The 13766-nt window shown below is 50.0% G+C and carries 12 protein-coding genes; 8 read left to right on the top strand and 4 right to left on the bottom strand.

What is annotated here, in order from left to right; all coding sequences use genetic code 11:
* Positions 1 to 48: 48 nt before the first annotated feature.
* The 7 genes from atpG to glmS all read left to right on the top strand — a co-directional run bounded on the left by atpG (position 49) and on the right by glmS (position 9493).
* Entirely contained in the window at positions 49 to 909 is an 861-nt protein-coding gene (gene atpG / locus ACFOE0_RS22495; RefSeq protein ID WP_115138905.1) for a F0F1 ATP synthase subunit gamma, read from the top strand.
* Between the two features lie 35 nt (positions 910 to 944).
* A complete protein-coding gene (atpD, locus tag ACFOE0_RS22490) occupies positions 945 to 2333 on the top strand; it encodes a F0F1 ATP synthase subunit beta (RefSeq protein ID WP_248937751.1) in 1389 nt (462 codons plus the stop codon).
* 34 nt (positions 2334 to 2367) lie between these two features.
* Entirely contained in the window at positions 2368 to 2796 is a 429-nt protein-coding gene (locus ACFOE0_RS22485) for a F0F1 ATP synthase subunit epsilon (RefSeq protein ID WP_115138903.1), read from the top strand.
* Positions 2797 to 2929: 133 nt separating this feature from the next.
* Positions 2930 to 4300 carry a bifunctional UDP-N-acetylglucosamine diphosphorylase/glucosamine-1-phosphate N-acetyltransferase GlmU gene (gene glmU / locus ACFOE0_RS22480; protein WP_248937752.1) on the top strand — a complete coding sequence of 457 codons (1371 nt, stop codon included), beginning with the start codon at positions 2930 to 2932 and terminating at the stop codon, positions 4298 to 4300.
* A 208-nt stretch (positions 4301 to 4508) separates the two neighbouring features.
* A complete protein-coding gene (locus ACFOE0_RS22475; protein ID WP_248937753.1) occupies positions 4509 to 6623 on the top strand; it encodes a TonB-dependent receptor in 2115 nt (704 codons plus the stop codon).
* A 190-nt stretch (positions 6624 to 6813) separates the two neighbouring features.
* Positions 6814 to 7584: a DeoR/GlpR family DNA-binding transcription regulator gene (locus ACFOE0_RS22470; protein WP_248937754.1), complete on the top strand. Its 771-nt coding sequence runs from the start codon at positions 6814 to 6816 to the stop codon at positions 7582 to 7584.
* 79 nt (positions 7585 to 7663) lie between these two features.
* A complete protein-coding gene (gene glmS / locus ACFOE0_RS22465) occupies positions 7664 to 9493 on the top strand; it encodes a glutamine--fructose-6-phosphate transaminase (isomerizing) (protein ID WP_248937755.1) in 1830 nt (609 codons plus the stop codon).
* Positions 9494 to 9565: 72 nt separating this feature from the next.
* Here glmS and ACFOE0_RS22460 read toward each other — a convergent pair whose 3' ends face one another.
* From ACFOE0_RS22460 to ACFOE0_RS22445, 4 genes are all read right to left on the bottom strand, one after another.
* Positions 9566 to 10087, bottom strand: coding sequence for a protein tyrosine phosphatase family protein (locus ACFOE0_RS22460; RefSeq protein ID WP_248937756.1), 522 nt, complete (start codon positions 10085 to 10087; stop codon positions 9566 to 9568).
* A gap of 125 nt (positions 10088 to 10212) precedes the next feature.
* A complete protein-coding gene (locus ACFOE0_RS22455; protein WP_248937757.1) occupies positions 10213 to 10410 on the bottom strand; it encodes a DUF2061 domain-containing protein in 198 nt (65 codons plus the stop codon).
* A gap of 162 nt (positions 10411 to 10572) precedes the next feature.
* Positions 10573 to 11487 (bottom strand): 1,4-dihydroxy-2-naphthoyl-CoA synthase, encoded by a 915-nt coding sequence (locus ACFOE0_RS22450; protein WP_248937758.1) that lies wholly within the window; start codon positions 11485 to 11487, stop codon positions 10573 to 10575.
* A 90-nt stretch (positions 11488 to 11577) separates the two neighbouring features.
* Positions 11578 to 11940 (bottom strand): hypothetical protein, encoded by a 363-nt coding sequence (locus ACFOE0_RS22445; RefSeq protein ID WP_248937759.1) that lies wholly within the window; start codon positions 11938 to 11940, stop codon positions 11578 to 11580.
* Between the two features lie 90 nt (positions 11941 to 12030).
* Between ACFOE0_RS22445 and ccoG the strand changes: the two genes are divergently transcribed.
* Entirely contained in the window at positions 12031 to 13458 is a 1428-nt protein-coding gene (ccoG, locus tag ACFOE0_RS22440) for a cytochrome c oxidase accessory protein CcoG (RefSeq protein WP_248937760.1), read from the top strand.
* The last annotated feature ends 308 nt before the right edge of the window (positions 13459 to 13766 follow it).

Below are 13766 nucleotides of genomic sequence, written 5' to 3'. Positions count from 1 at the left end.
CGTCGAGGTGCCACTTAGGCACCTCAAGGTCCAGATTGGAGAGTAGAGATGGCCGGCGCAAAAGAGATTAAAACCAAGATCGCGAGTGTTCAGAACACTCAGAAGATCACTTCTGCCATGGAAATGGTAGCTGCCAGTAAAATGCGCAAAGCTAATGAGCGCATGTCCAGCAGCCGCCCCTATGCAGAAATTATGCGTAAGGTGATCGGTCACGTGGCGCAGGGCTCTCTTGAGTACAAGCATCCTTACTTGGAAGAAAGAGAAGCCAAGCGAGTGGGCTACATTGTTGTAGCCACCGACCGCGGTCTTTGTGGTGGTCTGAACGTCAACCTGTTCAAAAAGGTTGTCGCAGACGTGAAGAACTGGAAGCAGCAAGGTGCGGAAGTCGAATTCTGTGCCATTGGTGCCCGAAGTGTACAGTTCTTCAAGAGCTATGGCGGACAAGTCGCAGCACAGGCTTCCGGCCTGGGTGATGCCCCTACGTTGGCAGAACTCATCGGTACTGTGCGCGTCATGCTGCAGGCTTACGACGAAGGCAAGCTGGATCGTCTGTACGTGGTGTACAACAAGTTTGTAAACACCATGACTCAGGCTCCCGTGATCGAGCAACTGCTACCTTTGCCGAAATCCGAAGAGTACGACCGGGAACACCGTTGGGACTACGTATACGAGCCAGATCCAAAAGAACTTTTGGATACTCTGTTGGTGCGTTATGTAGAGTCTCAGGTTTATCAAGGTGTTGTAGAAAACATTGCATCTGAACAGGCTGCCCGTATGGTGGCGATGAAGGCTGCAACTGACAACGCCGGTAACCTGATTGACAACCTGCAACTGGTGTACAACAAAGCTCGTCAGGCTGCTATTACGCAGGAACTGTCGGAAATTGTTTCTGGTGCCGCTGCGGTATAAGCAAGGTAACGAATACAAGTTTTAGAGGATTAATCATGAGCACAGGTACTGTTGTCCAAGTAATTGGCGCGGTTGTGGACGTTGAGTTTCCACATGATGCCGTACCTCAGGTATATGACGCTCTGAAGATCACAGGTGAAGGTTCCTGTAACGGCTTGGTGCTGGAAGTTCAGCAGCAGCTGGGTGGTGGTGTAGTTCGTACCATTGCCATGGGTTCTTCTGATGGTCTGCGTCGTGGTATCGAAGTGGAAAACACAGGTTCTGGAATTATGGTGCCAGTAGGCACTGCAACTCTGGGCCGTATTATGAACGTATTGGGTGAGCCAGTAGACGAAGCGGGCCCTATCGGTGAAGAAGAGCGTTACATCATTCACCGTGAAGCTCCTTCCTATGAAGATCAGTCCAATACTACTGAACTGCTGGAAACAGGCATCAAGGTTATCGACCTGGTATGTCCGTTCGCCAAGGGTGGTAAAGTAGGTCTGTTCGGTGGTGCTGGTGTTGGTAAGACAGTTAACATGATGGAACTGATCAACAACATCGCAAAAGCCCACTCTGGTCTGTCTGTATTTGCCGGTGTAGGTGAGCGTACCCGTGAAGGTAACGACTTCTACTACGAAATGCAGGAATCTGGCGTACTGGATAAAGTAGCCATGGTTTACGGTCAGATGAACGAGCCTCCAGGTAACCGTCTGCGTGTTGCTCTGACCGGTCTGACTATGGCCGAGAAGTTCCGTGACGAAGGTAAAGACGTACTGTTGTTCGTGGACAACATCTACCGTTACACCCTGGCTGGTACCGAAGTATCAGCACTGCTGGGTCGTATGCCTTCTGCAGTAGGTTATCAGCCAACTCTGGCTGAAGAGATGGGTGTTCTGCAGGAACGTATTACTTCTACCAAGACAGGGTCTATTACCTCTGTTCAGGCAGTATACGTACCAGCGGATGACTTGACTGACCCATCCCCTGCTACCACCTTCGCTCACTTGGATGCGACCGTGGTACTGTCTCGTCAAATCGCTTCTCTGGGTATTTACCCAGCGGTTGACCCACTGGATTCCACCTCTCGTCAGCTGGATCCACAGGTTGTTGGCCAAGAGCACTATGACGTGGCAAACGGTGTTCAGACTGTACTGCAGCGCTACAAAGAGCTGAAAGATATCATTGCGATTCTGGGTATGGACGAACTGTCTGACGACGACAAGATGACTGTGTCTCGCGCGCGTAAAATCGAGCGTTTCCTGTCTCAGCCGTTCTTCGTGGCAGAAGTCTTTACCGGTTCTCCAGGTAAGTATGTTTCTCTGAAAGACACTATTCGTGGCTTCAAGGGCATCCTGGATGGCGAATTCGATCACATCGCAGAGCAGGCGTTCTACATGGCTGGCTCTATCGATGAAGTTATCGAGCGCGCTAACAAGAAATAATCAGGCTTTAGCTTGATTCTTTAAGGAGAACAGGATGGCAGCCATGACAGTACATCTTGATATCGTAAGTGCAGAAGCAAGTATCTTTTCCGGCTTGGTGGAAACCCTGCAGGTAACTGGTGCTGAAGGTGAGCTGGGTATTTTGCCTGGTCACACTCCGCTGCTGACCCGTATCAAACCTGGCATGGTGCGTATCGTCAAACAACATGGCAAAGAAGAACTGTTTTATCTGTCCGGCGGTATGCTGGAAGTTCAACCTTCTTCTGTAGCTGTATTGGCTGACGTGGTCGTGCGTGCCGAAGACATTGATGAAGCTGCGGCTGTTGAAGCCAAGCGTCGTGCAGAGGCCGATATGGCCAACGCAGGTGCTGACTTTGACTATGCAACAGCTGCTGTTGAGCTGGCTCAGGCCTTGGCTCAGCTGCGTGTCGTTGAGACCATCAAGAAGAACATCAGCCGCTAAGGTGAATGTTGCTGTAAAAGGCGTCCCTCGGGACGCCTTTTTTGTATCTGTTATTCGAGCCTGTCGATGGATGCACTGCTTTTAAAGCTAATTTCCGCTACACTTTCGCCAGTTGTGTTTAAAGGATTTCGCTATGTCACTGAATGTCGTCATTTTGGCCGCCGGGAAAGGTACCCGGATGCGCTCAGATCTACCCAAGGTTCTGCACAAAATTGCTCACAAGAGCATGGTGCAGCATGTGATTGATACCGCTCGCGCCATGGATGCCGCCCAGATTAATCTGGTATATGGCTATGGTGGCGACACCTTAAAGCAGACGCTCGGTGAGCAGCCGCTGAACTGGGTACTGCAGGCAGAGCAGTTGGGAACTGGTCATGCGGTGGCTCAGGCCAATGACAATATCAGTGATGACGATACCGTACTGGTTCTGTACGGCGATGTGCCGCTTATCCAGCAATCCACTCTGGATGCCCTGCTGGCTGCAAAGCCGGAAAATGGTCTGGCTATTCTGACAGTGAATCTGGATAACCCTACCGGTTATGGTCGTATTGAGCGTAACTGGGAAGGCAAGGTGATTGGCATTGTTGAGCAGAAAGATGCCAACGCCGAACAGCTGGCCATTAAAGAGATCAATACCGGTATTATGGCACTGCCGGGCAAGCAGCTGAAAACCTGGCTGGCTAACCTGTCCAATAACAATGCTCAGGGCGAATACTATCTGACTGACATTATCGCCATGGCGCACAAAGAAGGTGTTGAGATCACCACGGCTCAGCCGCAGTCTGCCATTGAAGTGGAAGGCGCCAACAACCGTGTGCAACTGGCCGCACTTGAACGTGCCTATCAGGCCCGTGAAGCTGAGAAGCTGATGCTCAATGGTGCCAATCTGCGTGACCCAGGCCGTATCGATATCCGTGGTGAAGTGACCGTGGGAATGGATGTGATGATCGACGTTAACGTGATCTTCGAAGGCAAGGTGGTACTGGGTAACAATGTGACCATTGGTGCGGGTGCCATTTTGAAAGACTGCAGCATTGCTGATAACGCAGAAATTAAACCTTATACCATAGTGGAAAGTGCCACACTGGCAGAAGATGCCAGTGCCGGTCCTTTTGCCCGTCTGCGTCCGGGTGCAGAGCTGCATAAAGATGCCCACATAGGCAACTTTGTCGAAATGAAGAAGGCAGTACTGGGTGAAGGCTCCAAGGCGGGTCATCTGGCCTACCTGGGCGATGCGCAAATCGGTAAAGGGGTGAATATCGGTGCCGGTACCATTACCTGTAACTATGACGGTGCCAATAAGCACCTGACCGTTATCCAGGATGAGGCCTTTATTGGCAGTGATACCCAATTGGTGGCACCTGTGACTATCGGCAAAGGCGCGACTGTGGGCGCCGGTGCGACTGTTACCCGTGATGTGGGTGATGGTGAGTTGGTGATCACCCGGGTGAAGCAGAAGCACTTCACAGACTGGCAGCGTCCAGTGAAAGTAAAGAAACCATAACTGCTCAGGTTATATAGAAAAAGCGGCCATCTGGCCGCTTTTTTGTTTCTGGTAAAAACAATCAAACTGCAGATTTTTAATCTGAGTTAACGGATATAAAAGATCAAGATCACCAAATCTAACTAAAATTATGAAAATTAGTTTAAATGTAAATCGTTCTCATTTATATTGCTCGCAACTTCCATATTGAACCATTCAGAGGTAGGAAATGGCTTTCAGGTTATCCTGTATCGGACTTGCAGTAATCTCTTCAATCGCAGCGAATGCCGCACTGGCAGATGATGCAGTCGGTGCAGACAATATCGAACGCATCAGCGTGATGGGCTACACCTTCAACGATTACAAGGTGAGTAATGCATCCGGCGCTATGCGCGGTGATATCGACCTGTTGGATACCCCTCAGTCTGTAACCGTTATTCCTGATTTTGTGACCGATGAGCAGTTGGCCCGTAACCTTGCTGAAGTTCTGAGTAACGACTCTTCTGTTACCGCTGGCAGTGAAAAGTGGAACCGTCAGCAGTTCTCTATCCGCGGTTTTGCTTTGGATTCAGGTAATGGTTTCCTGGTCAATGGACATCAGCACTGGTCTCACTATGTGCAGCCGATTGAAACCCTGGAGCAGGTAGAAGTACTGAAAGGCCCTTCTTCCATGCTGTATGGCCAGTCCGGCCCGGGTGGTCTGATCAATATGGTTACCAAAAAGCCTACATATGACTCATTGTTCAATGTTGGTGTCGATACTGACGAATATGGCTCACTGCGTTTCCAGATGGATGCGGGTGGTGCCGTTAACGAAGAGGGTACAGTTCGCTACCGCACCATGCTGGTTAAGCAGGACACCACTTACTGGACCGAGTACCAGAATGGTGAGAATAAAGAGCGTGATCGTTTGCTGACGTTCCTGGCGCTGGACTTCGACCTGACCGACGATGTGACTCTGTCTGTTAAATATGACAACACGGCCGATAAAGCCGGCCTGGACTCAGGTGCCTGGTTGTACAGCACTGGCGACAAGATTGGTCAGGTGATTGGCGAAGAAGACAAGATCTGGGAATTGCCCTGGGCCTTTATCGATATCAATGTGCAGAACATAGGTGCTGATGTGCAGTGGCACATCAATGATAACTGGAAAATGAAAACCGGTTATAACCACCAGATGTATGAGCGTCAGCGTTTTGGTTCTTCACCAACTTACAATGAAAACCCATTTGAAGATGGTTACACAGTACGTCCATTCGATCGTCATGATGATTGGCAGTACAAAACCGCCTATATGGATTTTATCGGTAACTTCAGCACAGGCGATTTTGAACACCAGTTCCTGTTCGGTGCCAACATGCTGGACTACTACTACCAGCAGCAGGCTGAGTACGGAGATAAGGTCACTGTGATGCCGGGCCAGGTGATTTCACCTAATGTGAACTATCACAATGTGGACCCAAAGCCTGCCTCTGAATACAAGCACTATGGTTTCTATGTACAGGATCTGGTGACCCTGACTGAAAACTGGAAAGCGCTGGCCGGTGTTCGCTATGACGAGCAGAAGAAAGATGGCGCCGGTAATAACGCCTATGCCCTGTCTCCCAAGTTTGGTGTGATTTATGAGCCGACTGATTACGGCAGTATCTATGTAAACTACTCCAAGAGCTTTATGCCTAAAGGAATGGTTAACGATGTAGAAGATGCCAATAATGGCGTAAACCTGAAGCCTGAGTACGGCACTCAGTATGAGATTGGAACCAAGTGGGAACTGTTTGACGGTGGCCTGCTGATGACTGCAGCTGTGTTCGACATTACCGTTGAAAACCGTGTTGTTACTCAGGACCTGCTCAACCCGGTTGGCGATGTTGATAAGATCACAACTCAGGATGGTGAACAGAACCACAAAGGTTTTGAAATGGGTGCTCAGGGTCAGCTGACTGACTCAGTATTTATCACAGGCTCCATGATGTACCTGGATGCCAAGTATGAGAATGACCCTGAACTGGAAGGTCTGACGCCAATCGATGCGCCTAAGTGGTCTGCCAATATCTGGACACGTTACGAAGTGACCGACCAACTGGCTCTGAACCTGGGTGCTCAGTACGTGGGCGAACGTTACGCCTCTGCCGATGCCAACCTGGGTAACTCAGTGGTGAAAGATGCCTTTGTTCGTGTTGATATGGGCGCCGCTTATACCTGGGATATGCAGGGTACTGAAATGAACCTGCGTCTGAACGTGAAGAACCTGTTCGACACCGATTATGTTGATGGCGGCAGCTACAAAGAAGTCACCATAGGTCAGGGACGTAACGTTAGCCTGGCATTTGAAGCCAAGTTCTAATCTGGCTTGCAAAACTAAATTCAAATCTGCGTATCAAAAGCAGCCTGCGGGCTGCTTTTTTATTGTCTGAAATCCTCCAGCTGCTGAGCATTAGGTCACTATGTTGCCCTTGTCTGTTTTATCCCCCGCTGGCAATTTGGTTTCATTTCTATATAATTTGCTTTCGAAACGAAACTTAGCCGAAAGTTAGATGACCAAACGCAATACTCAACAACGACGACATACCATACTTAACCTGTTGAATGAGCAGGGAGAAGTCAGTGTCGATGAACTGGTTGCCAAACTCGAAACCTCTGCGGTAACTATTCGTAAGGATTTAACCGCGCTGGAGAAAAACGGCCTTTTGTTCCGCCGTCACGGTGGCGCGATTCCGGTTCCCCAGGACATTAGTCAGGGCGGATATCGTAAACAGTCTCCCAATAAACAGAGTATTGCAGCGGCGGCGGCCAAACTGATTGCTGACCACAACCGCATCATTATCGACTCCGGCAGTACTACTATCGGCCTGATCCCACATTTGAGTGACAAGCGTGGTTTGCTGGTGATGACCAACTCGCTGAACCTGGCCAATGCCATTCAGGATTTGGAGAACGAACCCACACTATTGATGACTGGTGGCACCTGGGACCCGCATTCAGAGTCGTTTCAGGGCCGGGTCGCCGAACAGGTGCTGAGATCCTATAACTTCGATCAGCTGTTTATCGGGGCCGATGGCCTGGATCTGGAGCGTGGCACTACCACCTTTAATGAACTGACAGGTTTGAGCCAGGTGATGGCTGAGGTCTCCCGGGAGGTAGTCGTAATGTTGGAGTCACAGAAGCTGGGGCGCATCATCCCCAATCTGGAACTGCCCTGGAGCAAGGTCAATGTGCTGGTGACCGATGACAAAATCCCGGTTGAGGCGGCAGAGACCATCAGGGCCCAGGGCGTTGAAGTGATTATCGCGCCCTATGTGGATTAACAATTAATGGATTGGGCGAACGCCTGATCCCGATGGCAAGGCCATCAAACAGATTAAACATTTAAACAGGAAATGGACTATGTGTGGAATTGTTGGTGCGGTAGCACAACGTGATGTGGCAGAGATCCTGCTGGAAGGTCTGAAGCGTCTGGAATACCGTGGTTACGACTCAGCCGGCGTGGCGATTATTCACGAAGGTGAGCTTAAGCGTACCCGTCGACTGGGTAAGGTACAGGAACTGGCTACTGCGCTGGAAGAGTCACCGCTGCTAGGTGGAACCGGTATTGCTCACACCCGCTGGGCAACCCATGGTGAGCCAAGCGAACGCAACGCCCACCCACATATCTCCTGTGGCGATATCGCTGTGGTTCACAACGGGATTATTGAAAACCACGCCAAGCTGCGTGAGCAGCTGACGGCTCTGGGCTATGAGTTCGCTTCGGACACAGATACTGAAGTGATCTGCCATTTGGTTCACCACGAGCTGAAGAGTCACGACACTCTGCTGGCGGCAGTTCAGGCAACCGTGAAGCAGCTGGAAGGCGCCTATGGCACAGTCGTTATCGACCGTCGCGACCCTGAGCGTCTGGTCGTTGCCCGCAGTGGCAGTCCTCTGGTGATCGGTTATGGTCTGGGTGAGCACTTTGTGGCATCTGATCAGTTGGCACTGCTGCCGGTTACCCGTACCTTCGCCTACCTGGAAGAGGGCGATGTTGCCGAAGTCACCCGTCGCGAAGTGAGTATCTTTGATATCGATGGCAATCCAGTTGCCCGCGAAAAGAAAGAGTCTGAGATCACCCATGATGCCGGCGACAAGGGCGAGTACCGCCACTATATGCTGAAAGAGATCTACGAGCAGCCAATGGCGCTGGCCCGTACTCTGGAAGGTCGTATCGCCAATCAACAGGTGTTGGACACTGCCTTTGGCGATAATGCTGCCGAGTTCCTGAAAGATATCAAGCACGTGCAGATTATTGCCTGTGGTACCAGTTACCACGCTGGCATGGCGGCTCGCTACTGGCTGGAAGAGTGGGCAGGCGTATCCTGTAACGTGGAAATCGCTTCAGAGTTCCGCTACCGCAAATCTCATATGTTCCCCAACAGCCTGTTGGTGACCATTTCTCAGTCCGGTGAAACCGCTGACACCCTGGCAGCGCTGCGTCTGGCCAAAGAGATGGGCTATAAGTCTACTCTGACTATCTGTAACGCCCCTGGTTCCTCTCTGGTGCGTGAGTCTGATATGGCTTACATGATGAAAGCCGGCGCTGAAATTGGCGTGGCGTCGACTAAGGCCTTTACTGTTCAGCTGGCGGGTCTGTTGATGCTGACTGCTGTGCTGGGTCGTTACAACAGCATGAGCGACGAGATGCAGAAAGCCATTTCTCAGTCGCTGCAATCTATGCCGGCCAAAGTAGAGCAGGCGCTGGGACTGGATGATGCTATTGCTGCCCTGGCGGAAGACTTTGCCGACAAGAACCATGCCCTGTTCCTTGGCCGTGGCGATCAATACCCGATTGCCATGGAAGGTGCGCTGAAGCTGAAAGAGATCTCCTATATCCACGCAGAAGCCTATGCATCAGGTGAATTGAAGCACGGCCCGCTGGCACTTATCGATGCCGATATGCCGGTTATTGTGGTGGCCCCAAACAACGAGCTGCTTGAGAAGCTGAAGTCCAACGTGGAAGAAGTGCGCGCCCGTGGCGGCCTGATGTACGTATTTGCTGATAAGGATGCGGAGTTCGAGTCAGACGACACCATGAAGGTGATTCCGGTTCCTCACTGTGATGAGTTTATGGCACCACTGATCTACACCATTCCGCTGCAGCTGCTGTCTTACCATGTGGCTCTGATTAAGGGTACCGACGTGGATCAGCCACGTAACCTGGCCAAGTCAGTGACCGTAGAGTAAGTCGCTGATAAAGAGTTAAAACAAAACCGCCGTCATTAATCGTAATGGCGGTTTTTTCTATCTGGCGCTGAATCAATTCAGTGTGGCTTGATAATCCTCAATCAGTTTTTGCCACTGTGGATGCCTGGCCAGATCATCACCCCAGGGTGTCATCACTTCTGACATAGCTACTGCATTGCCTTGCTTAAGCTGATACAGATAGGCGAATGCCGAAGCGCGGTAGTTGGCAAGGCAGTGCAGCAGAATGTCTTTATCTTTGTTGGCATCCATCACCTCGAAGAAGGCTTGCAGATCTGCCTGGGTAGGGTTTTTCCAATCTACCGGAATATAGACGTATTGCATCCCGGCCTGTTCGACCAATTCAGCTTCATTTTGGTATTCGCTATTGCTGCTGTCAGGCATCAGGTTTATCACGACATCTACGCCGGCTTGGCTCAACTCATTAAATTGAGAGGCGGCAGGCAGGCCTGAGGTGACCAGTTGCGGCGAGTTGGTTTTAAACGCCCTTATCTGCTGCAGTTGTGGCGAGGGAGTGATATCCGCCAATACCAAAGGGGAGCACAGCATCAACATGGCACAGGTGAGTTTTTTCATTGCAGGGATCTTATCTGGTGAATGTTATTCAATAAGATGTAACTGCACTTAAGTAAGTTCAACCCAAAGGCTGGGATTTGGCGCTGGGTCACAGTTGGTAATTGATCAAAGGGTGGAATGCTGACTTAGGCAGTCAGCATCTGGTCGCTCTTACGTTGCTCTACCCGCTTCCACACCAGTTCGTGGAAATAGAAGGCTACTGTATTAATGGCGGGTTCAATCAGTGCGATGGCACTGCCGATAACAATACTGCCGGTCAGTGCATAGGTGACGCTGAATGCCACGGTAAAGTGCAGAATCGCGAAAGTAATAGTCTTCAACATAGTGCCGTCCTCGTTAATTTGATTTGAAAATGATAATTATTCTCATTTAATCATGCCAACAGAATTTTGCAATAGATATAATCGGGAATTTCGTCGCAGTGCATAAAAAAGCCGCCTCAGTAATGAAACTGAAGCGGCTTAGCGGTCAACCCGTCGCTGGTATCAGTAATGCCAGGGGAATTTCGAGAAATCCTGGTCGCGTTTCTCCAGGAAAGCATCACGACCTTCCTGTGCTTCATCTGTTCCATAGGCCAGACGAGTCGCTTCACCGGCGAACAGCTGCTGTCCAACCAGGCCATCGTCCGGCAGGTTAAAGCCGTACTTGAGCATGCGCATCGCCGTTGGCGACTTGGAGTTGATCTCTTTGGCCCAGCGCAGCGCTTCAGTTTCCAGCTCTGCATGTGGTACTGACTTGTTAACCATACCCATATCGAAAGCTTCGTCGGCGCTGTAGTTAAAACCACAGAAGAAGATTTCGCGGGCACGTTTTTGACCTATCATTTTGGCCAGATAGGCGCTGCCGTAACCAGAGTCAAAGCTGGCGACATCCGGGTCGGTTTGCTTAAACACAGCATGCTCTTTGGATGCCAGAGTCAGGTCACACACAACGTGCAGGCTGTGTCCCCCACCTACTGCCCAGCCCGGAACCACGGCGATAACCACTTTTGGCATAAAGCGGATCAGTCGCTGAACTTCCAGGATATGCAGACGACCCATGCGGGCGATATCGGCAGTACCGGCTTCTGCGCCTTCGTACTTATAGCCGTCTTTACCGCGGATACGCTGATCACCACCTGAAGAGAAAGACCACTGACCTTTGGCTGATGGACCGTTACCCGTCAGCAGCACGCAGCCAACGTCTGACCATTGGCGGGCGTGGTCCAGCGCGATATACAGCTCATCGACAGTCTTGGGTCTGAACGCATTCAAGCAGTCAGGACGGTCGATAGCGATACGAACTGTGCCCTGATCTTTGGCTCTGTGGTAGGTGATGTCTTCGAAATTGAAGCCTGGAACCTGCTCCCAAAGGGAGGGGTCAAAAATATCTGAAACCTGGCGGGAAGATTGCTCAGTCATAGTTTGCCTAACCTTGCACTGTGATAATCGTCAAAGGCTAGGCTCATTTAATGGCAGGGTCAATTGCCGCAGTTAAAAGCTTTGATCAACTCAGGCTTCATCAGGCAATGTATCGCAAAGCAGCCGGGTATTTTCCCTGTTGAATACCGGATGAGTGGGTATCGAGTCTTCACAGAAATTGTCTTTAAAGTCAGAAACCGTTTCGCGACCACTGATAATCAACTCCAGCTCCTCCAATTCAGACTTACTCATTCTGTCTCTGAATTGATTGCGTATGCTGGCAGTCCAATCATTGCTCTTGATAGCCTGAGTACCAGTCATGGATTTAACTTTATTTTGTAATTGACTGTACTGAGTCTGTGCTTCAGCTTTCTGCTCATCGAAAACGTCTGTGTTGTTATACAAATAATAAACAGCACCAATAAGCAATCCTAATATTAGCCATCCCTTCATATTTTGATCCAATCAGGTGAACTCTATTTACAATGACGGCTATAATAAGACAGTTTTCGAACAATATTAAAGTGGTAAAGGCTGTCATTCATGAGCGCAGAGCCAGATAAAAAAACGCCGTCTCCTTCTCAACGTATCAAGATCCACCAACCTGACGCAGGGAAAGCAGACAAATTCAACCCCAGCAATAGTATTTATGTCAGGGCGGTAGAAGGCCACTGGACCACTCTTCGTCGTCGTATGGGCTGGGTCGCCATGCTGTTTTTCCTGGTGTTGCCCTGGCTGCCCTGGGGCGACAGACAAGCGGTCTGGTTTAATCTGGGTGAACAGAAGTTTCATATATTTGGTCTGACTATCTGGCCCCAGGATCTGACCCTGCTGGCGGCGGTATTTATGATTGCCGCTTTTGCCCTGTTCTTTGTGACCACCTATTTAGGCCGGGTTTGGTGTGGCTATACCTGTCCTCAAACGGTATGGACCTTTATCTTTATCTGGGTAGAAGAAAAGCTGGAGGGGGCCCGTAATAAGCGCATCAAGCTGGACCAGATGCCATGGGACTTCAATAAAACCTGGCGTAAAACAGCCAAACATTTGGTTTGGTTGTTGATTGCCTGGGTTACCTCCATGACCTTTGTGTCCTACTTTGTTCCCACGACAGAGCTCTATACCGACTTCTTTACCCTGAATGCCGGTGGTGGCGTGTACTTCTGGGTATTCTTCTTTACTTTAGCGACATACGGCAATGCTGGCTGGATGCGGGAAATTATGTGTGTGCACATGTGCCCCTATGCCAGATTCCAGTCAGCCATGTTCGACCGCAACACCTATATAGTGGGTTATGACGCCAAGCGTGGTGAAACCCGTGGCCCACGTTCCCGTAAAGCTGACCCCAAAGCCATGGGGCTGGGTGACTGTATCGATTGCGACCTGTGCGTGCAGGTCTGCCCGACAGGTATCGATATCCGTAATGGCTTGCAGTATGAGTGCATCAACTGTGGTGCCTGTATCGACGCCTGTGACCAGACCATGGATCGTATGGGTTATGACAAGGGGCTTATCCGTTACACCACAGAGAACAAGCTGGATGGAAAGCAGGAAAAGGTAATGCGTCCAAAGCTGGTGGGTTATGGCGTAGTGCTGGTGGCCATGATTCTGGGATTGATATATGCCGTATCTGCTGTATCACCGTTACGTATCGATGTTATTCGTGACCGTAACCAACTGTACCGGGAAAATCTGGATGGCTTTATTGAGAACACCTTTACTCTGAAGATCCTGAACAAGACAGAGCAGGCCCATGAGTATCAGCTGTCAGCTACTGGTTTAAAAGACCATAAATGGATAGGTCCGGAATCAGTGACCATTAAAGGTGGTGAGGTATACACCTTGCCAATCAGTATTGCAGTGGATCCTTATTATCTTGATCGCCCCATTACTGATATCCAGATATTGGTTAAATCTGACTCAGGTGAAGAGCCAATTGAAGTTTCGCAGGAGACACGATTCTTCAGCCGATAAAGGTTTAAGGCGCATCAATGCTAATAAAAAGGGGTAAAATGCCCCTTTTTTCATCGTTTGGTTTAATTTTTCGTCGAACGCTCGGTTTTATACACTTTTCTTTATTTAACCCCTTGCGCAAATAATTCTGCTCCCTATAATGCGCCCTCACTGACACGGCACACAGCGCTCTCTGGAGACGGTTAACCGGTCAGTTCGACAAGTTCTGAAGAGTTTGAAAAAAATCTTCGAAAAAGCGCTTGACGAAAGGGTTTCAAAGCGTAGAATACGCAGCCCTGACCCGATGAAAACAAATCATCGGTTGCTCT

This window comes from Shewanella submarina (assembly GCF_042646185.1).
In the GTDB taxonomy this organism is placed as follows: Bacteria; Pseudomonadota; Gammaproteobacteria; order Enterobacterales; family Shewanellaceae; genus Shewanella; species Shewanella corallii.
The sequence above is the reverse complement of the archived record's forward strand: the minus strand, read 5'-3'. Positions and strand labels throughout refer to the sequence as shown.

Excerpts from the sequence above, each read along its gene's own strand:
- atpG (WP_115138905.1), top strand. The coding sequence starts at position 49 with ATGGCCGGCGCAAAAGAGATTAAAACCAAGATCGCGAGTGTTCAGAAC.
- atpD (WP_248937751.1), top strand. The coding sequence starts at position 945 with ATGAGCACAGGTACTGTTGTCCAAGTAATTGGCGCGGTTGTGGACGTT.
- ACFOE0_RS22485 (WP_115138903.1), top strand. The coding sequence starts at position 2,368 with ATGGCAGCCATGACAGTACATCTTGATATCGTAAGTGCAGAAGCAAGT.
- glmU (WP_248937752.1), top strand. The coding sequence starts at position 2,930 with ATGTCACTGAATGTCGTCATTTTGGCCGCCGGGAAAGGTACCCGGATG.
- ACFOE0_RS22475 (WP_248937753.1), top strand. The coding sequence starts at position 4,509 with ATGGCTTTCAGGTTATCCTGTATCGGACTTGCAGTAATCTCTTCAATC.
- ACFOE0_RS22470 (WP_248937754.1), top strand. The coding sequence starts at position 6,814 with ATGACCAAACGCAATACTCAACAACGACGACATACCATACTTAACCTG.
- glmS (WP_248937755.1), top strand. The coding sequence starts at position 7,664 with ATGTGTGGAATTGTTGGTGCGGTAGCACAACGTGATGTGGCAGAGATC.
- ACFOE0_RS22460 (WP_248937756.1), bottom strand. The coding sequence starts at position 10,087 with ATGAAAAAACTCACCTGTGCCATGTTGATGCTGTGCTCCCCTTTGGTA.
- ACFOE0_RS22455 (WP_248937757.1), bottom strand. The coding sequence starts at position 10,410 with ATGTTGAAGACTATTACTTTCGCGATTCTGCACTTTACCGTGGCATTC.
- ACFOE0_RS22450 (WP_248937758.1), bottom strand. The coding sequence starts at position 11,487 with ATGACTGAGCAATCTTCCCGCCAGGTTTCAGATATTTTTGACCCCTCC.
- ACFOE0_RS22445 (WP_248937759.1), bottom strand. The coding sequence starts at position 11,940 with ATGAAGGGATGGCTAATATTAGGATTGCTTATTGGTGCTGTTTATTAT.
- ccoG (WP_248937760.1), top strand. The coding sequence starts at position 12,031 with ATGAGCGCAGAGCCAGATAAAAAAACGCCGTCTCCTTCTCAACGTATC.